The sequence below is a fragment of the Methanomassiliicoccus sp. genome, assembly GCA_033485155.1.
Lineage (GTDB): Archaea > Thermoplasmatota > Thermoplasmata > Methanomassiliicoccales > Methanomassiliicoccaceae > UBA6.
The window spans coordinates 208140-233694 of the sequence record JAWQJJ010000003.1; the positions used below are offsets into that span (position 1 = coordinate 208140).

Genomic DNA, 25555 nt, shown 5'->3' on the forward strand with positions numbered 1-25555 from the left:
TCCAACCATAATTTGGAATAATTAATTATGACTAAAAAAATATGAGAATATTTATAGAATAGGCGACCTAATATCGTTATTGGTTATTAGAATCTATATAATTCGAAGGTTTGGATACTTTATATAATATCACTATGGATAGAAACTCGAAAGACCTTGTTGAACGTGCAGGGTATGCCGGGGGCGGAACGGGGGAGCATCCGACGACCGCCGGAAAGATGTACCGGCCTCGGAGCCGATCCGTCCGTGGCCCGCATGAGGTCAGAGCATCCGAATTCCCGGCCGCTTGAAAGGCCAATGATGGTTACCGATGAGCGGACCGAGCTGCCAATCTTTTTATTTCCTTCCATTTATGGGCTCGGCGACCATGGATAAGGTTTGTACCGACAAGGGCTTCCTGGATCTGAAGCATCTCATCACGAAGCAGCTGTCCCTGGATTGCGACCACTATAAGGATGGTTATCTGCAGAGGCGCTTCGCCGTCCGGATGCGCGAGCGGGGGACGAACAGCTACGAGGATTACGTCCGTTTGCTGAAGAGCGACCCTCACGAGTTCGAGGACCTCATGAGCGATCTGACCATCAACGTCACTCAGTTCTTCAGGGACCTGGCGGTGTTTAAGGCGTTGGAAGAGGACATCCTGCCGAGGCTCATTTACCAGAAGGTGATGAATAAGGATCCGTCGATACGCATATGGAGCGCAGGTTGCTCCAGCGGAGAGGAACCATATTCGATGAGCATCCTACTCCGTGAACTCCTGGGCGAGGAATTCCAAAACTTTTCCCTGACCGTGGTGGGCTCAGATATAGATGAGGAGGTATTGCGGAGCGCCCAGGAAGGCATCTACCTGCCTCGCCAGGTGGTCAATGTCCCCAAGCCCTACCTCGAGAAGTACTTCGAACGCGAGGGCGGCAACTATCGTGTGGTCCAGGAGATCAAGGACATGGTCAAGTTCCGCAATATCGACTTGTTCACGAGCACCGCTGGATCGCACTTCGACATGATCCTGTGCCGCAATGTCGTGATCTACTTCACCCGGGAGATGCAGGAACGCCTGTATATGTGGTTCTACAACGCTCTGCGGGACGGGGGATACTTCGTCATGGGCAACACCGAGACCCTGGTCGGCGAGGCGTCCGATCTGTTCAAGCCCGCCTTCATAAGGGAGCGCATCTACCAGAAGGGGGCGCCATGATCTGCGAGAACGGCAGGGGCAAAGCAATATGCCGTTCCCGGCTTCGGTGACGGGGCACGCGCACGGACCGTGGAAACTCGTCCGAAGGATTTTATCTTCGTTGACAGATTCACCTTCATGAGAGGCATGGCCGTATCCCTCTTGGTCCTGGGCCTGTTCGGGCGAGGCAAGAAGGACGAGAAGCCGGCTAAGGAGGAGAAGGGAGCGTTCATCCAATGTCCAGCCTGCGGAAAGGAGCTGCATAGTACCATCCCTCGCTGCCCGTACTGCTCCGCGTTCCTGGAGATAGTCTGTCCCAACTGCGATCGCACGACCAACCGTAGCCTCAGGAATTGCCCTTATTGCGGCAAGCCGTTCGATAAACACAAGTGATCACGCAGGACCTAAGCTGGAATCCAGCCAGGGGACCGTGACCCGGATCGGTCGCGGTGCAAGGGTTTCGATCGAAGGGGCGTTGATCATGACCTTACGAGCTTGATGTTCTTCGGAGCCGAGGTTGGCGGACGACCGCTGGGCCTGCCATTGCATACAACTTCATCAGAATTTTCCAGGACTGTGTTTATCGTCTCCATGGCGAAGAGGCTCATGATCGTTCCGTTGATGACGATGGCCCGACTAGTCCCATTCTCCTTGGACAGGGCCAGGGTGGTCTCCTCATCGATGAGGAGGATCAGCTCGAGACAGTAACGTCCGTCCTTGGTAACGAAACCATTCTCATGAAGCTCTCCGTTCAGCTTGGTGATGTGCGGCGGCGATTTGTTGATCCTTCGTACTTTTGTATCGCCGAGCCACCCGGCAAAGCTCTCTGGATCGTGGGTCAGGACCGCGGTGATCGGTAATTCCTGAGATCTTTCGGTGAGGAGCTTGGCGTAGCGGATCATATGGCTGTTGTTGATGCAGATCAATACTATGCCCACCTTGGCCGAGGACAGCAACTCGGTGATCTTATGATCGATGGCCCAGCCACCCCTGAGCGTCCATATGGGATTCTCTGCCTTCTCTGCTCGCCTGCCGATCTCGCCAAGCTCGTGGACAATCTCATCGCTCGCCCGCCTCATCTCCTCCATGATGTGATTGGAGGATACCAAGGGGGAGTTGGCTCGGTAGCAGATGGGATTGGAGTTGCCGACCTGCACGAAGCCTCTCTCCGCCAGGTGTTCCATGACATCATAGGTCCGGGAGCGGGGAACCCCGCTCTCCACGCTTATCTCCTTGACAGTCCCCTCCCCCAGCGCCACGGTGGCGATGTACGCCCGTGCCTCGTACTCGCTCAACCCCAGCCTCATGAGATGGTCGACCAATTGTGTCATGTCACTGCACTAATGACAACAAACTTATTAACCTTGGCCACTTGCCATCTCATAATTCAGGAGGATGGGCCAAGAATGGTGTTCAATAAGATAGCCAGCTTCATCACAAAACACTACAAGCTTATCATTGTAGTGTGGATCGTCGCGTTGCTGGTATCGGTACCGGCGATCATGAACGTCGATAACGCCGTCCAGTACAATTCCGACTTTGGAAGCGTGGACGGATATGAGTCCATACAGGCCTCGAACATTATTGCCGAGCAATTTCAAGGCACGGAGGCCAACGGGTCGCTCATAATATTACTGCAGGCCGATAATATCTCTGACGCTTCATCTAGGGCCTTTGTGCTCGACCTGGAAAAGCGGATCAATGAGTCTCAGGATCTGAAGTACCTGAGCGGAGTGTCTTCCATCTATTCCTATTACTCTGGATACGTACTAGAGAAGGGCATCCCCCAGCTCGGTGCCAATATGCGGCCGGCGGAGGAGAACGTCACCTCCACTGCATTTATTATCTGGGGCGTGCCGGCGATGTACCTTGCTAATTATGCGCAGAGCGGGTCCGATTCTGCTGCCTACGCCGCGACCGCCGCTTCCCTGCAAGAAAACCTTACCCAGGCCCACGCCGACGCCAACACCACTCAGATGGCCTTCGGATATTATGGGGCGTTCACCAAAGCCTGGAACGAGACCAGTGCGATCCCTGATCCCATGACCAGGGCGACCACCAGCGTCGACAGCGCCGCTCAAGCCCTTATCAGCTCCCTGCCCGCGGACCAGGCTACGGCCAAGGCCATGATGCAGGGCGTCTTACAGGGCTTCAATTTAACCAACTTCAACGATCAGACCCACGTTCATGCCTTTACCCTCAACATGATCGGGGCGGCCGCGGGCATCACGAACAATACCTTCCTGCAGGAGGTCTATGACCTCGGGCCGACTTACGACAGCGGCGCGGTGAAGGCTTATGCAAGTTCGATCATAGACAATGGAACCCTGGACACCTACCCGATCGCCATTCCCCAGGAGCTCCGTACCGGCTTCATGTCCTCCGATAACCGGACCATGCTCATGATGCTGTCCTTCAGCGTTGCCTCCGATTACGTTGAGGATAATGGGGATAAGCCTCTGCTGGATGATGTCAATGTGCTGAGGTCGATCATCTCCGATCTCAAGGAGGAGACCGGGTCGGACATCACGACCTATGCCACCGGCGAGGCCGCCATTTCCGCGGATATGCAGGCCAGCTCGACCAATGACATGAAGTTGATCGAACCCATCACCATCGCCATCATCATTATCCTGATGGGCGTGATGTTCCGGTCGGTGGTCGGACAGTTCCTTCCGCTCGCTGCGGTGGGAGTAGCCGTCGGCCTGAGCCAGGCTCTGGTGTTCGTAATAGGCTCGACCATCGCCCAGATCAACAGCACCGTCATCACCATGCTCTTCGCCGTCCTTATGGGCGTGGGAACCGATTACTCGATCTTCATCATCACCCGATATCGCGAGGAAAGGATCAGAGGTGCTAACAGAGAGCAGGCGGTTCACACTTCGGTCACCTGGGCCGGGGAGTCTATCGTCACCTCGGGCGCCACGGTCATCATCGCCTTCTTCGCCATGGCCACCGCCTCGTTCTCCTTCGTCCAGACCATGGGCCTGCTGCTGGGCCTCTCGATCGTAATCGCCCTGCTCATCGCCCTTACCCTCGTGCCCGCAGTCCTCATGCTGCTCGGTAACCGCATATTCTGGCCGACCTCCGGAAAGCGGTTCGAATCCTTCGCTAAGAAGCTTATGCAGAGGAAGAGGGAGGGAAACCACGGTTACTTCCACCGGGCGGCCTCGTTCTCGGTCAAGCACGCCGGGGTCGTGATCATCGCCGCCATCTTGGTCACCGTGCCCACGACCTACATCTTCCTGACCCAGGAGACGAGCTTCGACTTCATCGGGAGCATGGGCGACTCGGAGAGCATCGATGGCATGAAAGCCATGACTGATGACTTCGGCGCAGGGATGATCACCCCCACCAAGATCGTGGTCGTCGCACCCGCCGAGGTGTACAATAATGGCACCTTCGACTATGGCTACCTTGACGCCATAGATAATCTGACAGCAACCGTGGCGGCCGACTCCCATGTTCAGAAGGTCACCTCCATCACCCGCCCATACGGCGAGATTGTTGACTATCGCAACCTCAGTGCCTTGTCGGCGGAGGATCGGGCCACCGTGCAGGCAAAAATGCTCGAGGACCTGGGGAAGGACAACAAGACCGTGCTCATGAACGTCATCCTCAAGGACGAACCGCAGAGCGCCGATGCTGTAGGTTACATGTCCGAGCTGAGGACCGAGCTGTCCAATGCTCAGGCAGGCCTGCCGGCTCTGGTCGATGCCAAGGTCCTGGTGGGCGGGGAGACCGCTACCATGTATGACATGAGCCTTAGCACCTCGCAACAGTTCGCCAACATCGAGATGCTGGTGGTCATCGGCATCTTCGTGGTGCTGATGATCGTCCTAGGCTCTCTGCTGCTGCCGGCATTTGCCATCGTGTCCATTGCCATGAGCATCTCCTGGGCCTTCGCCGCCACCACGCTCCTCTTCGGCGTGGGCATGGGCAAACCGATCCTGTGGATGATACCTCTCATCCTGTTCGTCATGCTCATGGGCATTGGAATGGACTACAATGTGTTCATCCTCACTCGCATCAGGGAGGAGGTCCATAAGGGGAAAGAGATCAGGACCGCGGTCGTGGATGCGGTCGACTGGACCGGTGGCATCATCACCGCCCTGGCCATTATCATGGCCGGTGCCTTCGGCAGCATGATGCTGTCCTCGAACACCATGCTCCAGGAGTTCGGGTTCGCCCTGTTCCTGGCGGTCCTCTTGGACGCCATGGTGGTGAGGACATACATCGTCCCCGCGGCTATCGTCCTCATGGGCAAGTGGGCCTGGTGGGCTCCTGGCCGCCTCCAGCGGGAGGGTCGAGGGGAGAAGAAGGGAGATAAGACCAAACCTGAGTGAAGAGAAAGAACGAGGGGATCGTCCCCTCCCTTTCAATATCTTCATTTTTCTACCTTTTATTCTCCCGATCCTTCTTCTCACTATAGTCGAGTGCGCATAACGAATATCCATTGCAATATTTAATTAAGGGAATAATCATTACGGTGGGTCGATCCTGGTGCACATCAACGCTCTGTACGTGGACGACGAAGCTTCTCTTCACGACGTGGTGAAGCTGTTCCTGGAACAATCAGGGGAGATCAATGTCGATTGCGCGCCCTCCGTTGATGCTGCCGAAAGGAGCCTCCAAACACAAGGGTACGATGTGATCATCTCGGACTACCAGATGCCAGGGATCAGTGGCATCGAGTTCCTGAAGCGCCTGCGTTCTCGTAACTACGAGATACCGTTCATCCTCTACACCGGCCGGGGAAGAGAGGAGGTTGTCATCGATGCCCTCAACTCCGGTGCCGACTTTTACATGCAGAAAGGGGGAGCCCCGCGGGTCCAGTTCGCCGAGCTTGAGAACTATATCCGGCAGGGGGTCCAGAGATACCGTTCCGAGAGGGCCAAACGGGAGGGTGAGGAGCGCTTCCGAAGTCTGGTCAACAACTCCTTCGAGGGGATCGCAGTCCACATCGGCCATGTGATGGTGGAGGCTAACAGCGCCTTCTGCCGGATAACTGGTTACACTCGCGAGGAGCTACTGGGCAGGAGCATCTCCGAGCTTTACTCGCAGCGTTCTTGGGAGGTTATGTTGGAGAAGTTCAAACACCCGGTCGCTGAACCCTACGATGTACAGATCGTGAGGAAGGACGGGACGGAGATCGAGGTCAAGACCCGCGGAAAGGACATTGAATGGGGCGGACAGGTCGCCAGGTTCAGCACCGTCCTCGATTTTTATGATCGAGACGACAAACAAGGCGGCTGACCTCGGCGTGGAGTATTCCGCATTTTCTGATCAACCTCATGATAGTTATTGTGCGTCATCGGTGTCTCGACCCTTAGGCAGGGCGGCCGATCAATTTTTTCCTGTTCAGCAGACGGTGCGAACAGAATAACATATGAGCGAAATCTCATATGAGATCATGGCCAGGTATGCCTACAGCAGTCGCTGCACCGGAATATTCCGAGCGGCCGAAAAACGTCTACATGTCGCCTGCCTATCAATCTGAACGGTAACGGTGTGAGGACAGGCACCTTGATCTACGATGGTTGTGTGCGGTTCGAGGTCATCATAACGGCATATTTTGTCCAGCAGAGGGGTGAGGTCGTAGCCTTCGGCCTGGATACGGGGGAGGTGCGCTCAGCCGAGGGGTCCCAGCTGCGGCCAGACGTTTCATTATCGGAGCTGGATCCCGATGCCCTTGAGGCATTTATCGTTCCCGGCGGGCAGCCCGAAGGAATCCTGGACGGCCCGCCCCTGGCTGAAAAGCCGCAGGTTTTTAAACGCCCGAGGAATATCCTGGCGACCATTTGCGCGGGCCCATACACCTCTCCCGGGCCGGGTGCTGGAGGGAAGGATGTTTCCTCATCCATCTTGAACGACCAAACCATTTTCCGACAGGGGCCTATTCTGATGACGACCTTGTCCGAGACGGTAACATCGTGACCGCCTAGCCCAACGCGTTCGTCGACCTCGCCCTGGCTATCGGAGACCTCTTGCACCCATTCAGGACCAGGCCGACCGGGACGAGAAGGTCCGCGTGTTCAGGGAGTTCGAGCGTTGCTGGCATATTTATTCACCAGCTCCCAGAGGAACGTTCGCATTTTATATAATATTATATAACTGGATCCATCTGAATGCTGGGTCATATCATTTATACTGGGGTTGAGATTCAAGTTCGATGCCCGACAAGCGGTTGAGGGTCCTCTATGATCATCAGATCTTCTCTATGCAGAGCTTAGGGGGGATCTCAAGGTACTATGTGGAGCTTGTGGAGAGGTACGAAAACCAGGCAGATGTGGAGGTGCATCTCGGGGCCAAGGAGGTCCTCACTTTCGATCTCCGAGATACCGCTACCTACCGGGGACACAGGCCTCGTCCAAGCACCCTTCTCCGCAATATCTATGGTCTCTCCAAAAGGCGGGTGGGTGTCGATCTCATGTACTGGTCGAACAAGAGGTTCTCCCTAAACGAGGTGATTAAGGGGGACTTCGACATATTCCATCCCACCTACTACGATCCATACTTCCTGGACGCGATCGGAGAGAAGCCCTTTTACCTCGAGGTCCACGACATGACCCACGAGGTCTACCCGGAGTTCTTCCCCCTGGCGTCCAAGATCCCGGACTGGAAGCGGGCGCTGGTGGAGAAGGCCTCGCGCATCGTGACGGTGTCCGAGAACACTAGGCAGGACCTCATACGATTCTACGGGGTGGAGCCTGAGCGGGTGCGCACGATCAGACAGGGGATATCTCTGCATCCCGAGAGGAGCAGATCGGAGGACACCCCGCCCGACCTGCCCTCTCGTTACGTGCTGTTCGTGGGCACCCGAGCATCATACAAGAACTTTTACCTCTTCGCCGAGGCCGTGGCTGCCGTTATGAAAGAGGACAGGGATCTGTGGCTGGTGTGCGCCGGCGGAGGTGCTCTCACATCCGACGAGATGCGGTTCCTGAGCCGTTTGGGTATCGAGGGACGAACGAGGCAGTACGGTATCAACGACAGCTCACTGTGCCAGCTGTACGCCCGGGCGAAGGCTTTCATCTTCCCTTCCCTCTACGAGGGCTTCGGCCTCCCGGTCCTGGAGGCGTTCGCCTGCGGCTGCCCCGCCGTCCTCGCCGATACCTCCTCCCTGCCCGAGCTGGGAGGGGAGGCCGCGGCGTACTTCGCGCCCAAGAGCTTCGATTCCATGAAGGGAGCCATCAGCAGGGTAACAGCGGACGACGAGATTCGCATCAAAATGATACAGAAAGGAAGGGAGAGGGCGCGGTTGTTCTCCTGGGACCGGACCGCCGAGGAGACCAAGAAGGTGTACATGGAGATGGCCGGTCGGTGAGGGGTGCGTTCAATCATCGTTCCACAGGCCGCCGAGCAAGCCTCTGATGCCGGAGAAGTTTTCCTTCTTCAGCTTGAACGCCAGATGTCTTAGGTACCCCCGGTCGAACCTCGACCGGTACCTCCTCTCCAGCAATGCCCTGTAATCTGGCACGTACTGGGAGACGGGCGTCCATGTGGTGCCGTTGAGGACCTTATGATAGTCATATTCGGACGCCGCCGCCAGGTAATGATACCACATCCTGTCGTATATGCCGTAGCGCATGCGGATGACAAAGTTCTCGATATCGATCCTCGAGTTCGGGTTATTGGACAGACCGGTGTTGGCCATCAAGTAGTAACCCAGGTTGCCTTCCACCCGGTCGGATCTCGCGTGCATGGCCAATCGGAATGAGTGCTCGAAATCCGCCGACGACCGGAACTGCTCGTCGACCAGGCCTGCCCTGTCCAGCAGAGATCTGCGGAACATGTAGAACGGGCCGAAGATGAAACGGTTTGTGGCTTCCCGGGGATCCAAAGCTTTGTCGTTCTTGAAGAACCCCTCGGTCGCGCCGAACTGGGGGACGACCATGTACTTGCCGTGCACGATCCCGATATCTGGCCGCTCGTCCAGCAACCTCGCCTGTTTGGCGATGGAATCTGGAGTCCTCAGGTCGTCGATGTTCCATACTGCCAGATAGTCTCCCGTGGAGTTGCGGATGCAGTTATTCCATGATGTCGAGTAGGTGACCACTTGGTCCTGGACCGTGTACCTCAGGTGGTCGGGATATCGCTCCTGGAACTTCCTAACCACGTGGAGCTCCTCGACGGTGGGAGTATTTAGGTCGATCACCACCTCCAGCCGATCGAATGCTTCCTGCTTCGGCATCTGTTCCAGGAACAGGGGAAGGTATTTCTCCCCTCGGTAGCAGGACGTGAGCGTTGATACGATCGGTCGGCCTTTCAAATCCCACTGCCTCCGTTTCCGGCCGATGGTCTCGCACGCCCGTCTCTGAGGTCGACAGCGATCGAGGTCACCGGTGAGCGATTCATGAACCGGCTTCTCATCGGGCGGTCATCAGGCTGGATTGATATAATCGTTATCTGATGGATATGAATGAGGCCGTTTCAAGATCATTTGCCTGAGGGGAGTCGGAAGAGGGCCGTCGAGAAGAGAAGGTGGAGTAAACGGCCCAGGAAGGGCAGGTGCGATGACACCTTGCTCTCCTATTTATCCTCGGTATCGGTGAGCGATCTGGTTAATGCCACCGAGACCCTGTCGTAGGCCGAGTTGATGGTATCCCATGCCAACCACATGACAACTACTCCAGCCAGGACGATCTCGAAGACCGGGATGGGCAGGCCGGGGACCTGAGGCAGCATGGGGAACACCATGACCACGATCATCCCGAAAGTGATGGCTGAACCGATGTTCCGGAAGAACTTATAGGCACGGGCCCGTCTCTCCGTTCCCTGCAACTCGTCTATTCCGATCGTGCTGGCCAAAGTCTCGGCGATGATCCGAAGGCGCTTGACCATATGAGCTATCGCCGGAAGTATCACCACAAGGCTTAGGATTAGGAGGAGCAGGGAGGGTACCACGTTCAGGTCGTCGGAGTAGTTGGCCACCGCATCGTTCACGAAGGACAACAAATTGACCGCTAGCAACATGACCACGATGAGAACGAAGTCGATGAACATGTAGAACAACTGCTTCTTCACCACGCTCCGGACCTCGCGGGACCCGGCCATTTTATCCCTGACCTCCAGGCGGGTGTTCTCGATCCGGTCGAGAGCCTTGAACACCCTAATGGGCAGCAAACCCACCATGGTGTCGAAGATTTTCGGGGCGTACTTGGACACCATAGGCAGCGTCACCATGGTCACCACCGCCGCCCCGATGACCGAGGAGTAGAGCGACGCGTCGATGACCTTGCCGTCCAGAGCGACCTTGGCCACCACGAAGGTGAACTCCCCCATGGCCACCAAGCTCGTGCCCACGAGGAACGCCGAGCGGGTCTTGAAGTTGGCCGCCAGGCATCCGATGCTGACGCTAAACATCTTGCCGATGATGAATATGGCGGCAATGATCAGGGCAAGGGGCAGTCCGCCCCACATGACGGCCGGGTCAAGCTGCATGCCGATGGAGATGAAGAAAACGGCCATGAACAGCTCCTTCATCGGCTCGATCTGGTGGCACAGGCCTTTTGAACAGACCGATTGTGAGATTATTATGCCTCCCAGGAACGCCCCGATGGCCACCGAGAGCCCCAGATAGCTGGCGACGAGGGCTAGGCAGAACCCGAAGCCCATGGCGACCAGGAGGAGGGTTTCCCCCGAGAAGTTACGATCGACCCAATCCATCATCCGCGGCACCACCGTCAGCCCGACCACCACGGTGATTCCGATGAAGAGGGCGATGAGGGCCAATGTGCCGAGGACCGACTCCGATCCCGATCTGATGCCCATAATAGGTTCGGCGATGGCCAAGATGATGATCAGCCCGATGTCCTCGAGTATCAGGATCCCCGTTACAGCCTGAGACAGGTTCCCATCCATGTGAGGGTTGTCCTTCATCACACTGAGGACGACCGCCGTGCTAGCGCAGGAGATGGTCACTCCGAGGAATAACGACTGGGGCGCCGACAGGTCGAGCAGGATGCCGATTGTGTAGCCTATCATGACCATGGCCGACATCTCTATGGCCACGATGATCGCGGCATAGGAGGCTACCTTCTTCAGGCCCCGCAGGTTGAGCTCTAGACCGATGTAGAACATCAGGAGCACTATGCCCAGCTCGGAGAAGATCTCCACAAGGGACTCAGGGACCGAGACCTGAGGAAAGATGTTGGGTCCGAGGAAGAAACCCGCTAAAAGATACCCCACGATAGCCGGTAACCTGAGCTTCTTGAGGACTATCGAACAAACCCCAGCTACGATGAACATCAGGGTGATGTACAGCAGCAACGTGGTCTCGGCGTCCAAGGGTATCTACGACAGGTTGAGGCAACCATGGGGGGCGATATAATCCTTGTGCTGTGGTCGCCAGTTCTGGATTATGAGGGTACAGGGCAGTAAATGCTCCCCTGCCATCCATGCTCGTCAGGACCGTTTTTACCTCAACGATCGCCCTTGGACCTATCCGTCCTTCTGATCAGGTTCCCGGTGGTCGGGGCGTTGATGACGTTACCCTCGATGTCATACCTCGATCCGTGGCAGGGGCAGTCCCAGGTCCGCTCCGCGTTGTTCCACCGGACGTAGCATCCCATGTGCCTGCAGACTGGTGAGACGGCGTGGTCCTTGCCGGATTCATCGCGGTAGGTCGCGCACTTCCTTCCACCGGCCCTCATCAACCGAGCCTCGTCGATGCCCAAGCCCTCCGCCTTATCCGGGCCCCTCAGTCGGGCCTCGGTGAACATCGTCGCCACATGCGCGTTGCGCCTGAGCAGACTCCTGCCAGAGGCTCGCAGGTCCAGTCGGCTGGGGCCATACAGCGATTCGTAGGGGCTGCTCCCCTTGACGAGGAGGTCGGCAATGATCATGCCAGACAGGGTCCCATAGGTCATGCCAGTGCCCTTGAAGCCGGTGGCCACGTACTGATGATGGCTGCCGGGGAGCTGACCGATGAACGGGAGCAGGTCGAAAGGGTACTGATCTTGGGTCGACCAACTATAGTCCACGGATCGGAGACGGAACCTGCGAGCGCAGAACACCTCCAGGCTGGCGTAGTATCGCCGGGTGTCCGCCGCCTCACCGGTAGGGTGGTCCTCCCCGCCCACCAGCAGCAGCCCGGGGAAGGCCCATCGGATGTAGTGGCAAGGCTCCTCCGAACTGTAGAACATGGTATGCTCGGGCACACCCTCATCCACCCGCACGCCGAGGACGTACGAGCGCCGCACGGTCATGCGGGCCGACAGGAGCCCCAGGTTAGAGATGGGTGACCCGGTGGCGATGACCACATCCCGAGCCATAAGGGTCCCCCGGTTGGTGCGGACCTTGCATCCATCCTTCTCGACGATCGAGCGGACCTGCGTCTCCTCGAACACATGGCTGCCACTCCCAGGTATGGTCGCCCCCAGGCCGAGGAGGTATTTGCGGGGGTGGAATTCGGCCTGGTCCCGATACCTCAACGCCCCGAAGGTCTCGAAGGGCAGCGGAACGTTATCCTCGAAGGTCACCGGCAGGCCGAGCCGAGCCTCGAACTCCATTTCCTCACGCAGATCATCTCTGGATGGCACATCGGTCGCGTACAAGAACTCCGAGGCCGGTGAGAAGTCGCATTCGATCCTATACCGGCCAGCGAGCTCTGCGATCTTATCGATGGCGCTCTGGGCCGAACGCGCACAAGCCCTGGCGCTATCCTCTCCGAACTTCCTCATGACGCTGCGATAGTATGATGGGGTGGCTGCGGAGGAGATGTGAGCAGTGGTGTGTCCCGAGGCCAGGCTCGCGATGTGCCGGGCCTCGATCACCGCGACCTTGAGCCCTTGCTGCTTGAGGAGCGCCGCGGTGGTGATGCCTGCGATCCCCCCTCCGATGACGGCCACATCGACCTGGAGGCCGTCGGGCATGATGGGATAGGCAGTGGGGGGCGTGGACTCCATCCAATAAGAGAATGGGCTTCCGCCCAGCCCATGCTGAGGGGTGAAGATCATGACGCGACCTCCGACCTTGGCCTCATCCGGACCCTCCTCGATGGCCAACTGTCATCACTGGTGACCGGTGAACATGATCGTACGCCGGCATCGACGGGACCGGGTTCGCACCCCCGGTCCCAGCTCTTCGCTCTCTCGGCTGGTCCTCCAATCTTGTCCATCGTCAGCACAATCCTGAGGTTTCATTGGCCAAGAGGATGCCTATAATGTTTGCTAGCGCACTTACCGCCGCTGGCCCAATTATCCGCCGGGTACGATCATGTACTCGACGCCTGTCGCCCGCAGGAGGCGTGTTCGGTCACCATATAGCCTGGCGTTGTTGGGTGGTCACCAACGCCATTTGGTCGGCCTACCGATTAATAGCTGGAAATACCAGCCCCTCCCGCTGACTGCGTCAGCAAGGAGGGCACAAAATGGAAATGAGAGAGAGGATGGAACGGAAGGTCGAGGAGAAGCCAAAGTTGGATGAGGAGGAGCTCAAGCTCCGCGAGCAGACCCTCAAAGACACGCCCTCGGATACCGATCGCCCCAAGACCGAATCGGGAATATATGCTCCGGAGGGAGAGGGGCAGGGAATGGCCCCCGCCGATCAGCCAAAGGAGGGGGACGTGGGGGAGAAGAAAGAGGGAACCGCCAAGCGGATGAGTTCCGGAGATCTCGGCGGCCGGTGATAGGTCCTTTTTTCAAGGCCAGCGGTATGCTGGCAGACCCCTTTTAATCGATTTGGGTTCGGTCTTTTCCTGACCTCCGCATTTCCCGAGGTGAGAGGAGCTGCATAAGGTTGTCAAGGTCGGCCGTCGCACCGGATTTGCGACCGGCCGGGGCAGGTTTAAGGCATCGAACATTGGATATCTCGGCGGCGTATGACTCATCGGACAGATGTTCATGCTGGTGACCCATGGCCTTTTGGCGGGCACAGAAATGTCCTATTGGACCCCGCTCAACGGATCAAATTGGCATGGGTTTCGCCCCACGAACGGCGCCATCTCGGCCTGATCTGGTCCACATTCCGAGACGGGGGCGCCCCTCTGTGCTCATGAATGTTTTTTCCTGATGTGCAGTCTACCCAACCTGGACCGGGAGTAGTAGATGCTCACGACCAGGACCACGAGGACGACCACAACGCAGATCAGCAGCAGAGCGCTGACGGACGGATGGTCGACCTGATTGACCGAGATACCGATGAAGGCCCACGCGATGACCGCCTCGTAGGCAATGTCCCTCCGGGTGATGGCTACCAGGGAGGCGATCAACGTCGCCACAACGATGATCAGCAACGCCCAGGTTTCCGCGGCGATGCCCCAACCATCCCAGCCGATCGAGACCAACCAGATGGATATGTTGGCGATGGTGGCGATGGTGACCCATCCGAGATAGACGCTGAACGGCACATGGACGGCCAACAGTTCGCTTCTCCCCACCTTTGACCTTCCGATGTCCAGGCGTAGATAGATAGCAATGAGGGTGAGCAGAAGTAGGGCGGTCAGGAAAACGGTCACCAGGAGCTGCTCGTACTGCCAGGCGAAGATCCAGGCGATGTTGAGGACGCTGCTAGCAACGAACAACCAGCCGACCTTTTCCTGGAACGGCCTGGTGCGCTCCCCTGGCAAGGCCTGAAACAAAATGAAAACGGCGAGAAGGATATAGATGACCCCCCAGATGGCGAACACATATCCAGCCGGGGTGATGAGCGTGGGGTTGGCGTCGGACACTTCTGCGGTGACCTTCCCCCCGATTAGGGTCGTGCTGCCGGCTAGGCCGTTGATGATGACCATGAGAGCCCAGGCCGCGATGTTCGACCAGTTCAGCAAGCTCATCTTCTTGGTGACCATCTGCACAACTTATTTCGGCTTCCGATATAAATAATATCTCACCGGAGAATGGTGGAGCCATATCCAAAATCCCAGTGCGACGAGGATGCGAGCTGGAGGAAGGAATCGGTATGCCCACTGACCATTCTGGTCCCTCACTCCACAATCGCTCTTAGGTGCTGATCCCGGCCTGAGTGATTCCCACCTACCTAAATGTAGAAATAGCCGCCATCCATCTGATGGCCGCTGCGGCAGCCCTCTTGGTCGCTGCCCATCGAAGGTTAGGGGAGAAGAAGGGACCATTCGTGAGCGTGACCGAACGGCAGAGGGATCGATTCCTTTTAATGCTGGCATGTGCCGCCGGAGGGATGGATGCGTTGAGCCTCTTGGGGCTCGGCGGTGTGCTCACATCGGCCCTGTCCGGTAACACCATCTTGCTCGGGATCGCCATCGTCCAAGGCCATCTAGAAGAAGCAGTCCTATGTTCAGTAGTATTCCTGGGGTTCGTTCCCGGAGCAATCCTGGGTGCCATGTTCCTCCGGTCGACCTCCAAGGGATCTCAATGGACCTCCCGGGTCACCGCATCCCTGGCGGTGGAGTCGGCGGCCCTCCTTGCCCTGGCTCTGGGACTCTTGTTGATTGATGATACCGCTACGATTGTCTCACTTGCCGTCCTCGTCGTTCTGTCCGCCTTCGCCATGGGCATCCAGTACATGACCATGTTCCGGCTCAATGTCAAGGGAGTAACCACTACCTTTGTGACAAGCACCATCGTTAACCTGGCATGCCGGTTGGCGCTCCCTGAGCAATTCGAAAGGGAGAAAAACCGCGCCGCTCGGGAGGAAGACATGACCGATGCATCATGCCTTTCTGACCGTACCAAGCTGTTCCTCGGCCTGGTCTGGGGGGCGTATTTCACGGGTGCGGTGATCTCAGCCTCACTGATCATGGTCGGCAGGACGGTGGCAGCGGCATTCCCGTTCGTCCTTGTGTTCACCATTGTGTGCATCGCCTGGCCGAAAGGTTATCGCCAGGGACCTACCGGCCGAACGTAAGACGTTACGAACACTGCTCGGATGGAGTGCGTCCGAGCGGCGGGTATTCGGTGACAAAGTACCATAGCGAAGCTACCTCCCCTTTGTCAGCCCTTGGAGAGACCCAACGGTCACACGGTGCAGTCCAAGACACTACCGTGCCCTAGTGCTTGATCCATGCTCGACGGAACGGCTCCGTCGGTCACTTGCATCCTGAACCGAGTGCGCAACCTCCTTCAAAGAGGTCAAGATATATTCCCTGCCGACCACCAGAACGGTCGTGGTGTCGCCCCTGGCTTCCAACCGCAGCATGTCATCCTGCCTCGCCGGCCAGGTGGAGAAGGTATGGGTGACATTGTTCATCGGTATGGAGAACACACCGTGGCAATGAGGGCAGCGGTAATGGTACCGAGTAGCGCCGGAGGGATCGAACTGGATGGCATGCTCCCACGGCGTGCGACTTGTGCCGCATAACGGGCAGGATGGGAGATTGGCATCGATCCATTCGGTCGCCTTGTCGGTGCTCGTGGCCGCATCTCTCTTGAACTCCATGGATTTCGTGCGGTATAACTCAGTAATGCCTATTTATCATTCGACCGCCACCGTAGGCGAGAATCGTTCTGCTGGCTAGCCTCATCGGCGTTAATCCTGCGGTCTGCCGAAGGCGTATATGCCCTCGCATCAGGCTTTCCGGCCAAGCCTTCTCGTTCGACCTCATGTCCAAAGGAGCACGCATGATAGATCTCCAAGGAGGCGATGGACCGAGATAAAGGGCGGTGAGCGCTGCTGAAGATCCTCACCCCGATCCGAGATAGTACACCCCTTCGACGGAAAGCAAAGTAAATGAGGTCCCTGGCCCCAATAGTTGCTGATAATGGAGCAGTTCAGGGGCGGGACAAGGGAGGGAAATGTTATTAGTAACGGCAGGGCCAGAGCGGAGACCGATAGCACGATGGTTGGAGGCCATGTGCTAAGCGGGACCCAAGGATAGGACTATGGGCCTGGTACGTAACGTCACCAAGAACGCTCTATCCATCGGCACGGTCCAGCTACTGGCCCAGATCAGTACATTCATCCTATCCATCTATCTTGCCCGCTATCTGGGCACCGAGAACTACGGTGCTTACACCCTGGCTTTCTCCCTCACCTCCCTGGTGTTCCTCATCGCCGACTTCAACCTGAACTTCCAGATGGTGGTCAACGTGGCGCCCAATAAGGGCCAGGCGCCGCAGTACCTCGCCAATACTCTGTTCCTAAGGGCTGTACTGGGGATCGTAGCCTTGGTCGTCACCTTGGCCATAGTGATGGTCGAGGAACAACCCACGGCCGTTTCCTACGCCATTATGATCATCGCCCTGGCCACCGCTTTCAATTGGTTGAACCAGTCGTTCAACGCGATGTATACCTCTTTCGAGCGCATGCATCTGACACTGCTCACCTCGTCCATCGAGAGAATCTTCACGGTCACCGTGGCCATCGTAATGGTGGTCGTCGGGTTCGGCCTGGACACGGTGGCCATGGTCGTCCTGGCCGGCTCTTTGCTCCAATTCGTCCTTGGTTATGTGGTCTGCTCCCGCTTGGTGGTCAGGCCAGCCCGACGACCCATCATCGGTCAGGCGGTCAGGCAGCTCAGGGAGGCGGTCCCATACTCGGTGATGAACGTGTTCATCGTGTCCCTGTACTCGGTGAACGCTGTGCTGGTACAGCTCATCATTCTATGGATGGGAGGGACCCACTCCGCCGCATACACCGCCACCGGCATGTTCAACGTCTCTTTCAACATGGTCACGGCGCTCATCGCCATACCCAACGTGTTGATCACCTCCCTGCTCCCGGTGGTCTCCCGCATGTACAAGAACTCGGTTGACGCGACCCAGCTCATGCAACAGAAGGTCATGAAGTTCATGTTCACCCTGGGGCTGCCGATAGCCGTAGGGGGGGTTATCCTGGCGGACCAGATCGTTCTCCTGTTCTATGGGCCAGCGTACGCCCAGTCCGCCACGGTCTTCCGTATCCTGATACCAGCGGTGGCCATCAGCTTTTTCGACTCCGGGATGGGAAGCGTGCTGGCGTCGGCCAAACGGGTCCATCTGATCACCGTGGCCAATGGTGTGGGGGCGCTGTTCAACCTGGCCTTCTGCTTCGCCTTCATCCCGTTTTTCTATCAAGACGGGGCGGCCCTAGCCTTCACCCTGGCATACCTGGTCCTAGTCTCCCTGACCTTCTACTTCCTGAGGACGCGGGTGTTCAGGATCAACGTCACCGAGATCTTGTTCAAACCCCTCCTGGCAGTCGGCGGCATGGGCGTGGCTCTGCTGCTCGTTTCGAGCATGAACTTGTTTGTGGCCATCGCTATCGGAGTGGCCGTATATTTCGGGCTGATCTTCCTCCTTCAAGCCATCAATCAGGAGGATAAGGAGATCCTGATGAAGATCATGAAGAAGTCGTGACCAAAGCTTCGTATCGCCTGCACAGCCTATGACTCCAACCGGCTGCCACAGGAGGGACAGGACACGAATTTGTCGATGCCGCAGGGGAACGGAGCGGTCTCCGGTACCGCCACCTCCCTGCCTGCTAGAACGTCGTCCAGAGCGTTGCGCAGGTCATTGGTCGTGACGAAAGCGGCGTTGGGCGAATCGTCGATCCGCCCACGATACCGCAGTATCCTACCTTGATCAAGGAGAAAGGCGTGGAGGGTGAGCTGGGCACCGTAAGCCCGGGCCACGGCACCTTCCACGTCCTTGAGATAAGGGAAGTTAAAGCCCCTCCTCTCCGACATCTCGATCATCTCTAAGTAGCTCTCGGAAGGGTTCTGGCTAGGGCTATCGGAGTTAATGGCGACCAGTTGCATCCCGCGGCCCCCATACGCGTCCTGGAGAGCTATCATTCTGCCTACATAGGCCTGAGCCGCGGTGCAACGGTTGGCCATGAAGACGATGATGATAGCCTGCTTTCCAGCGAACGAGGAGAGGGATGCGGTACGTCCGTCGACGCTGAGTAGCCCTTCGAAATTGGGTGCTGGCTGGCCGATGGTGAGGGGAACGGGCCGAGTATCCTGCATCATGTTACTCCACTTCCTGAAACGATGGGGGCTGTTGGCTTCACGCTCCAGGCTATTCGTCCCGTAGACCTCGCCCCCGACATAGTCCGGACCGCTGGAACGGCGGACAGCCTTTGAACCCCCGCATATTATACCGTTTGTCTGGCGTGACTGCCACCATACATGCGCCGGTTCATTTCCAGCGGACGGCAAACTATATGGGGGGGGGTTCATAAATGACCTCAGACCATGGTATCGAAGAAAGGCGTGGTCGCGATCGTTCTGGTCGTGGCCGGCCTCCTTTTGGTCCTGGCCCTCGTGCCTAGGGGCATGCTGACGGGGGCATCGGCCATGAACGTCCCTACGACCAATGTACTCCTGCATGAGGATGCCGAGGAGTCGAACTACAGCATATGGGACGCCCGTTGGATCCGCAGCGACGCCAACCCGGCCTCTGGCGATGATCACTGGTGCCGAACCATGCATGACTACCATGACGGCAATCATTCGATCTATTGTGCTAGGATCGGTGCCAACAGCCACTACATGATTCCCATTCGGATGGCAGATGGGAGCACGGGATATGTTCAGCCCTGGAATGTCAATGTCACCGGCCTTCCTGCCACTACCCCTCAAACGCAGTGGGTGATGAGATATGATACCGACCAGGATGCCCTCATGCGCAGAGCTGTCCCCAACGCGCAATATTACGCCAACCTCTCCCTGACTTTCTGGTTCTGGTCTCACACCGGCTCCTCCGACGCTAAGCAACCGGGCACCAACGCCTCGGTCGGCTACGACTTCCTCAACGCCGTTTACTACACCGGGAGCGGCAATAGCGTGACGAAGCACGTCCTGTGGACCGACAACTATCAGGAAGCAACGGCCCAGAGGTGGCTCCAGGTAAAGGTGTCCGTTCCCAACAACGCCACCATGGTGGGCTTCGAGTTCGTGTCCGGGACGAAGGCACCGCAGGGGGGCGATGCGACCAACGCGTTCGCTTCCAGCGGAGTGAGGATGCAGAAAGGCGGGATGCTTGAGGGGGCCTACCTCGATGGCATATACGTCAATGGATCGGACCCCTCTCCCAATCTGCCCCTGACCACGAGCGTGGAAGAGTTGCCGTCCTTCCTGAACAGCACCGGGTTTCCGATCGATGTCGTCGCCGACCGGCCATCGGACCTGAGCCATGTGAGTCTGTACTACCGGACGAGCGGTGAGAGCGCCTGGACCAAGTACACGACATCGTCCAACCGGGACGGTAAATTCTCTTCGACCCCCATCATGTTCATCGCCCCCAGCAACGGGACGTACGAGTTCATGACTCAGGGGGTGGACCTGAATGGCGTGGCAGAACCGCTGCATAATAAGGCCGACGCGTGGACCACCGTCGGTCCACCAGTCCAGGAAACCTCCTCCAACACCGGCGGATCGTCCTCAAATAAGTAGGGCGATCCGCGCCCATTATCGTTCCACTATCCATGCCGTTGGATCTGTCGGCATGGTGGACAGGTAAGTATGTGCTGGGCAGCGGGTTCGTGGACACGCTGGGCCGTCAGAGCATAATGAGACTTTGTCGGAAAGCGAAGCATCAGGGACTCATGACCGTTGGATGGCCCTGAGCGCTGACCCGCGATCGCTAAAGGCGAGGCGGGTTCGCGCGGAGCCCCTGAACCTATATGTGCCCGTTCGACGCTACGGTCGCCGTGGAACGTCAGCATCACGAAAGTCCCCTCTTCACACTCCTACTGTTCGTCATCCTCTTCTCGGGCCTGATTGCGTCTGCCCTCGATCCCACCGGCATCGCGGCCGCCCAGGGACGGGTGACAGATATCGGAACGCTCTCCGGCGTGCAGTTTGCGTTGTTCATTATAGGTTCGGCATTGGTTCTGATGGGCTTCATCATCCGATTCGTGGCCATCGTCACACTGAAGCGTAACTTCTCTGGCCGGCTGCGCATAAGGGAAGGGCATACACTGACCACGAACGGCATATATCACTGGGTCCGTCATCCTGCCTATCTGGGGGCCATCCTCCTGTTCTTAGGCATACCTGTGATGTTCTCCAGCCTGCTCGGCTTCCTGGTTATGTCGTTGCTGATCCCCTGCCTTCTGCACCGCATCAAGTTGGAGGAGCGCATGATGATCGGACAGTTCGGAGCCGAGTATGAGGAATATACTCGGTACAGCAAGAAGCTCATCCCATTTATCTATTAGCGGAGCGGCGAGACCCTCGACAGTTAAGGGGCGCCAATGCCATGACAGTCCATGCCTTCAACTACGGCAGGGGCTTGGCCCAGGCCGTCGGAAAATCTCGTCAAGCTGCTGGACACCCACGTATCCAGGTTCGTGGCGGAGAGAGTGTGATGTTCGGTCGCCATGTTACTTCGTCCATGGGAACATGTTCGCCGGCGTTTTCGGGGATAAGCTCTTCCTTAGACTCTCCTCTCAGGACAGGGAACACATCCATGAGAGGGGACTGGGGGGTCCATTCGAGCCGGTCAAGGGCGAGAGATGAAGGAGAGCCGAACGTTGAGCCTCAAGGTCTTGAACGACGAAGGAAAGCATGTTCCCTGGTTCGAACGATCCTTCACCCACACGAACGGTTTGAGATCGAAGCGAGTGGTCCCCGACCTCAAGGGACGGGAGCCGGCGCGGTCGCCCAGCAACGGCAGGTCGGCCTCGAGCGATTAAAGGCTAGGTGCCTAGTCTCGATCACGGTACGAAGAGGAAGTTGCCGAACTGCCACATGTCCTCGTGATGGTCGTTCGCCGGGTTCTCCTTGAAGTACACCTTCCGGTTTTTCAACGGTGTCCAGTCCGAAGGCGTGGAGATGAATTTACCTAGGTAGGGCATGGCGATCTTCAGCACGTAATCGTGGGGCAGGTCTTCCGCCGAGCATAATCCCTTCCGGGGATTCTCAATCATCCACATGACCGCAGACACCACACCCAAGGCGACCTGGACGGTGGTCGCGTTCTGTCCGGGTATGAGCTTCCTGGCCTGCTCTATGGTAAGAATGCTCCCGCACCACCAGGAGCCGTACTCGTGGCCCATTAGGAGGGCTCCGAGGATATCCGCCCCTGAGACTATCTCCTTCTCTAGGATTCGGAGCTTTGGTTGGATCTTGTAGTTCCTGCACCTCAGCTCGTGCAGTGACACCATGGTATCGTCGCACGGCATGTAAGAATAGCACACCGTGGGCCTGTAAATCGCCTTTCCATCCTTCCAAACGGTAAGCTTGTCGGACAGGCCGAAAGATTCCCCGTGCCTTATGGCCATTCCTACGATCTCACAATCGGGGACCCAGGACCTTACCCATGTGTTCATACCCATCTGTGCGAGCATGATTTGGTTCTTCGGTCCGAAATCGGGGCAGTATGCGAGAGGAGGCAGGGCCTTCTCATGCGTGCCCCAGCCGATCTCCGCCGGAGCAGTGCCCTCCTCCCTCAGGCCCTCGATGCTCCAGGTCCCCACGAACTCATCGACCTTCTTGGGATTATTGGTTATCTGGGTATCCCGCTCCGAACAGTGGATGACCTTGACGCCCAAAGTCCTCGAAAGCTCCGCAAAATTCCTTGATCGTACAAGCTCTTGCAGGAGCGCGGCCCTTTTCTCGGTCACCTTCTTGTCCTTAATAAGCCGCTCCGATATGTCGACCAACGCCTGCTTGACAAAATGGGAGATCAGGCCGGGATTGGCCCCGTGATCAACGACCGCCGTTACTCCGCCATCCCAGCCCTTCACCATCTCCCGCAGACGCATCTGCCGGGAATAGAGGGACTTCTCCACCGGGTCCTTCGACCCCACCTCGGACAGGGAGTCCCAGACCTCCACCGAGGTGTTCAGATACAGCACCTCATGGTCGTGGCACCACTGGATGATGGCGTTAGCGTCTATGTTCCAGGCCAGGTCGATGAGCAATCCCCCTGGGGACAGGTGTTCGGAGAGGACGGAATCGAGGTTCTCCGGCGTTATCCTCCGCTGCCGATACTTGATTCCCTTGCTGGTCCATCTTCTCAGGGCTGAGGACTTGTCCTCGAAGTCGATGATGGTGATATTTTCGTACGGGATTTGGATATGACGCAACAGGATGGGTAGCGTACATCGAGCTACAGAACCATAACCTATGATCAGAACCTTGCTGTCGAAGTTCATCATCTAAGAGAGTCCTCTTTGGCCTTGATAGATTTGGAATCGTATACTTGTAAAAAAAGGTTCCTTTATCGGAACATATATTCTCAGACTGGATGGGGGACGGGGGAGTGAGTGGCCGTCGGGGTCATGTATTCGGTCCCACTAACATGAGAGTGAGGTCGCGAGCTCGCTTGAGCCTTACCTCCTTCAGGAACATGCTGGCCAAGCTTCGAAACGGCATAAGCCGGGACGAGGGTGCTCATGGGTGAGGGGCGAGCCCCTACACCAATGCCTGGTTCGGAGTATGAGCACTGGGGCACTTTCACTCCCCTCCCCCCGAAAAAGGGGTCAAGGATGAGCCATACTTCCGTACCATGAACGAATGCGCTGACGTCATCAAGAAGCACGTCTGCCCGGCATGCGGTGCCGAAGCCGTGATGCGCTTCCGATACAATGATGAGAACATGGAGGCTTCGTGCTCACGGTGCGGAGCGCTGGTGCGGTGGAATTCCGGCAAGGAAATGGCAGGTGAGTTCTTCAGCAGCCCCTTGGAGTACGAGCAGCAAGGGCTCACGCCGTAGGTCGTCGGTCGGGCTCGGCGGCTCAGGCAGGGGGGACAGGCGCGAGCCGAGGCGTAATGGTATCCGATCGTCATTCGAGGAGGGCAGTCCTCCCAGGCTGCCGACAGGCCGCGCGTTTCATTCATCAAAGGTCGGCATATGTCAGTCCACAATGAACTCGACGTCGTTGGCCCTGTTCCTGCGGGCATTGGTGCGGGAGATCATTCCTGCCTCCATCCATCCTGCGCTTATCAGCCCAGCCGGAGCGAGGCAATTGGCGGACATGCGACAATTGCAGTAGCGGCTGATGATGCCGCTATTCGCCTTATCTGTCAGGTCGGTCAGGGAGATGCTTTCCAGACCTTCGGCGAACTCTTTGACGTTGACGCAGTCGGTTTCTATCCTGCAATTAAAGTTGCCATCCTCCGCCATATCTACCGTGATCAGGTGCGTCTTGCCGCATAGCCGCATGTTGACCTTGACCTTAGCTGTCATCTACCCGCCTCTTCTTGCTTTACGCAAGACACGAAACAAAGGAGCCATAAGTGCTTTTACCCAACTTTCGCGGTAACCGTGTTCGGACGGCAGACGGGGCATCGTAGAATGAGGAGAAGGCCGGCCATCGGCCGAGTCCAATGATAATCTCCAGACCAATCGAGGGTGGTAAAAAACGGGACTATGGTTAAAAGCATCGCCGACCTTTTCCTGCCGATGAGCGTCGACGCAGAGAACGTCCTACCACCACCGAACCAGAAGTGGCACATGCATGCCGAGAAGAGGTTTACCAGCCCTTTCACCGGTCAGAAGTTCGACCGCATAGATGTCGATGCCATGATGCTCTCCCACGCGGCTGTCATCTCCGGGTACACCATCAACGACTTCTACACCAACCCCGAACTGGGAGCATGGTGCGTGGCCAATGCTTCGGAGATGTATGATCTCATACCCATGACCCACTGGTACTTCTCCCTTCCCTGGGTCGCGGAGCTGGGGGCGGAGATCGAGTTCAAGCCCCTTCTGCCGCCCACGGTGAGAGAGCCGAACGTCAAGGACCTGGAGATGGTAGACAAGATCGAGGTTCCGGACGTGAAGGAGATGGAGAACAGCTGGACCGGTCAGCGGATGGTCCGCGTGCACGATTATGTGCTGAAGCACCTTCCCCAGAAGTTCATACCGATGACCTACACCTCCGATCTTACAGGAGGAGGGGCACAGCTTTGCGGCATCGAGAACTTCATCATGTGGACGATGACCGAGCGGGACGCCGCCCACAAGCTCATATCCAAATATGCCGAGGTGGCGACAAATGGTGCCGAGATGATGGCCAACCGGTACGGGATGGCGCTCATCTCGACCGGCTCGGTCCTGGCGAACAACGACATCTTCTCTGATGCCGACATCGAGGACCTCTCGGCGAGATATCTCCACAAGTTCGTGGACAATTGCCTCAGGAAGGGGGCAGGACCACAGGTCCTCTACCATCTGTGCGGCAATCACGAGACCTCCTACAAGATGTTCAAGGACCGGCTGGTGTTCACACCCTTCACCATAATGCACGCCGGTTACAAGGGAAGGGATGTGTTTCCGTCGGACCTGTTGATGAGGGAGTTCGGAGACGTGGCGACCATCATGGGATCGGTAGACACCAAAATGATGATCCTCCCGAACCCGAAGCGGGTCTACGAGCAGGCCAAGGAACAGCTCATCAGAGGGCGGGATAGCCGTAACGGCTACATCCTGGGCACCGCGTGCGAACTGCCGCCCGATGCTCTGCCGGCCAACGTGTTCGCCCTTGTCCAGGCAGCCAGGGACTACGGCACCTACGGAACGTGGTGAGAAC

23 protein-coding genes are annotated in these 25555 nt (G+C 57.4%); 14 read left to right on the forward strand and 9 right to left on the reverse strand.

Annotated features, from left to right (window positions below; all coding sequences use genetic code 11):
- Nucleotides 1-367: 367 nt before the first annotated feature.
- Both SA339_06570 and SA339_06575 read left to right on the forward strand, forming a co-directional pair.
- Entirely contained in the window at nucleotides 368-1195 is an 828-nt protein-coding gene (locus SA339_06570) for a protein-glutamate O-methyltransferase CheR (GenBank protein ID MDW5562875.1), read from the forward strand.
- Nucleotides 1196-1321: 126 nt separating this feature from the next.
- The gene (locus SA339_06575) at nucleotides 1322-1567 is read left to right on the forward strand and encodes a zinc ribbon domain-containing protein (protein ID MDW5562876.1); all 246 of its coding nucleotides are present in this window, start codon (nucleotides 1322-1324) and stop codon (nucleotides 1565-1567) included.
- Between the two features lie 86 nt (nucleotides 1568-1653).
- Here SA339_06575 and SA339_06580 read toward each other — a convergent pair whose 3' ends face one another.
- Nucleotides 1654-2505: a helix-turn-helix domain-containing protein gene (locus SA339_06580; protein ID MDW5562877.1), complete on the reverse strand. Its 852-nt coding sequence runs from the start codon at nucleotides 2503-2505 to the stop codon at nucleotides 1654-1656.
- Nucleotides 2506-2580: 75 nt separating this feature from the next.
- Here SA339_06580 and SA339_06585 point away from each other — a divergent pair, with 75 nt between their 5' ends.
- The 4 genes from SA339_06585 to SA339_06600 all read left to right on the forward strand — a co-directional run bounded on the left by SA339_06585 (nucleotide 2581) and on the right by SA339_06600 (nucleotide 8501).
- Nucleotides 2581-5520, forward strand: coding sequence for an MMPL family transporter (locus tag SA339_06585; protein MDW5562878.1), 2940 nt, complete (start codon nucleotides 2581-2583; stop codon nucleotides 5518-5520).
- 157 nt (nucleotides 5521-5677) lie between these two features.
- On the forward strand, nucleotides 5678-6430 hold the full coding sequence (locus SA339_06590; GenBank protein ID MDW5562879.1) for a response regulator: 753 nt from the start codon (nucleotides 5678-5680) through the stop codon (nucleotides 6428-6430).
- 270 nt (nucleotides 6431-6700) lie between these two features.
- A complete protein-coding gene (locus tag SA339_06595; protein ID MDW5562880.1) occupies nucleotides 6701-7111 on the forward strand; it encodes a DJ-1/PfpI family protein in 411 nt (136 codons plus the stop codon).
- Nucleotides 7112-7346: 235 nt separating this feature from the next.
- On the forward strand, nucleotides 7347-8501 hold the full coding sequence (locus tag SA339_06600) for a glycosyltransferase family 1 protein (protein ID MDW5562881.1): 1155 nt from the start codon (nucleotides 7347-7349) through the stop codon (nucleotides 8499-8501).
- Between the two features lie 9 nt (nucleotides 8502-8510).
- Here the strand turns inward: SA339_06600 and SA339_06605 are convergent, their stop codons facing one another.
- The 3 genes from SA339_06605 to SA339_06615 all read right to left on the reverse strand — a co-directional run bounded on the left by SA339_06605 (nucleotide 8511) and on the right by SA339_06615 (nucleotide 13182).
- Entirely contained in the window at nucleotides 8511-9446 is a 936-nt protein-coding gene (locus SA339_06605; protein ID MDW5562882.1) for a glycosyltransferase, read from the reverse strand.
- A 260-nt stretch (nucleotides 9447-9706) separates the two neighbouring features.
- Nucleotides 9707-11464 (reverse strand): cation:proton antiporter, encoded by a 1758-nt coding sequence (locus tag SA339_06610; GenBank protein MDW5562883.1) that lies wholly within the window; start codon nucleotides 11462-11464, stop codon nucleotides 9707-9709.
- A 134-nt stretch (nucleotides 11465-11598) separates the two neighbouring features.
- A complete protein-coding gene (locus SA339_06615) occupies nucleotides 11599-13182 on the reverse strand; it encodes an FAD-dependent oxidoreductase (GenBank protein ID MDW5562884.1) in 1584 nt (527 codons plus the stop codon).
- A gap of 365 nt (nucleotides 13183-13547) precedes the next feature.
- On the opposite strand from SA339_06615, the gene SA339_06620 reads away from it, so the two are divergent.
- Entirely contained in the window at nucleotides 13548-13805 is a 258-nt protein-coding gene (locus tag SA339_06620; protein ID MDW5562885.1) for a hypothetical protein, read from the forward strand.
- 363 nt (nucleotides 13806-14168) lie between these two features.
- Here SA339_06620 and SA339_06625 read toward each other — a convergent pair whose 3' ends face one another.
- Entirely contained in the window at nucleotides 14169-14966 is a 798-nt protein-coding gene (locus SA339_06625; protein MDW5562886.1) for a tryptophan-rich sensory protein, read from the reverse strand.
- Nucleotides 14967-15184: 218 nt separating this feature from the next.
- On the opposite strand from SA339_06625, the gene SA339_06630 reads away from it, so the two are divergent.
- Entirely contained in the window at nucleotides 15185-16000 is an 816-nt protein-coding gene (locus tag SA339_06630) for a YoaK family protein (GenBank protein MDW5562887.1), read from the forward strand.
- 132 nt (nucleotides 16001-16132) lie between these two features.
- Here SA339_06630 and SA339_06635 read toward each other — a convergent pair whose 3' ends face one another.
- Nucleotides 16133-16531 (reverse strand): hypothetical protein, encoded by a 399-nt coding sequence (locus tag SA339_06635; protein MDW5562888.1) that lies wholly within the window; start codon nucleotides 16529-16531, stop codon nucleotides 16133-16135.
- 443 nt (nucleotides 16532-16974) lie between these two features.
- On the opposite strand from SA339_06635, the gene SA339_06640 reads away from it, so the two are divergent.
- Nucleotides 16975-18429, forward strand: coding sequence for a flippase (locus SA339_06640; GenBank protein MDW5562889.1), 1455 nt, complete (start codon nucleotides 16975-16977; stop codon nucleotides 18427-18429).
- A gap of 26 nt (nucleotides 18430-18455) precedes the next feature.
- On the opposite strand, the gene SA339_06645 is transcribed toward SA339_06640, so the two are convergent.
- Complete coding sequence (locus tag SA339_06645) at nucleotides 18456-19040, reverse strand: thioredoxin family protein (protein ID MDW5562890.1); 585 nt, start codon at nucleotides 19038-19040, stop codon at nucleotides 18456-18458.
- 228 nt (nucleotides 19041-19268) lie between these two features.
- Between SA339_06645 and SA339_06650 the strand changes: the two genes are divergently transcribed.
- From SA339_06650 to SA339_06660, 3 genes are all read left to right on the forward strand, one after another.
- Nucleotides 19269-20468, forward strand: coding sequence for a hypothetical protein (locus SA339_06650; GenBank protein ID MDW5562891.1), 1200 nt, complete (start codon nucleotides 19269-19271; stop codon nucleotides 20466-20468).
- Nucleotides 20469-20725: 257 nt separating this feature from the next.
- Nucleotides 20726-21235: an isoprenylcysteine carboxylmethyltransferase family protein gene (locus SA339_06655; protein ID MDW5562892.1), complete on the forward strand. Its 510-nt coding sequence runs from the start codon at nucleotides 20726-20728 to the stop codon at nucleotides 21233-21235.
- 297 nt (nucleotides 21236-21532) lie between these two features.
- The gene (locus SA339_06660; GenBank protein ID MDW5562893.1) at nucleotides 21533-21712 is read left to right on the forward strand and encodes a hypothetical protein; all 180 of its coding nucleotides are present in this window, start codon (nucleotides 21533-21535) and stop codon (nucleotides 21710-21712) included.
- Nucleotides 21713-21733: 21 nt separating this feature from the next.
- On the opposite strand, the gene SA339_06665 is transcribed toward SA339_06660, so the two are convergent.
- On the reverse strand, nucleotides 21734-23176 hold the full coding sequence (locus SA339_06665) for a saccharopine dehydrogenase C-terminal domain-containing protein (protein MDW5562894.1): 1443 nt from the start codon (nucleotides 23174-23176) through the stop codon (nucleotides 21734-21736).
- Nucleotides 23177-23529: 353 nt separating this feature from the next.
- Between SA339_06665 and SA339_06670 the strand changes: the two genes are divergently transcribed.
- Nucleotides 23530-23736, forward strand: coding sequence for a hypothetical protein (locus SA339_06670; protein MDW5562895.1), 207 nt, complete (start codon nucleotides 23530-23532; stop codon nucleotides 23734-23736).
- A gap of 141 nt (nucleotides 23737-23877) precedes the next feature.
- On the opposite strand, the gene SA339_06675 is transcribed toward SA339_06670, so the two are convergent.
- A complete protein-coding gene (locus tag SA339_06675) occupies nucleotides 23878-24210 on the reverse strand; it encodes a hypothetical protein (protein ID MDW5562896.1) in 333 nt (110 codons plus the stop codon).
- A 183-nt stretch (nucleotides 24211-24393) separates the two neighbouring features.
- On the opposite strand from SA339_06675, the gene SA339_06680 reads away from it, so the two are divergent.
- Nucleotides 24394-25551 (forward strand): uroporphyrinogen decarboxylase family protein, encoded by a 1158-nt coding sequence (locus SA339_06680; protein ID MDW5562897.1) that lies wholly within the window; start codon nucleotides 24394-24396, stop codon nucleotides 25549-25551.
- Nucleotides 25552-25555: the final 4 nt, after the last annotated feature.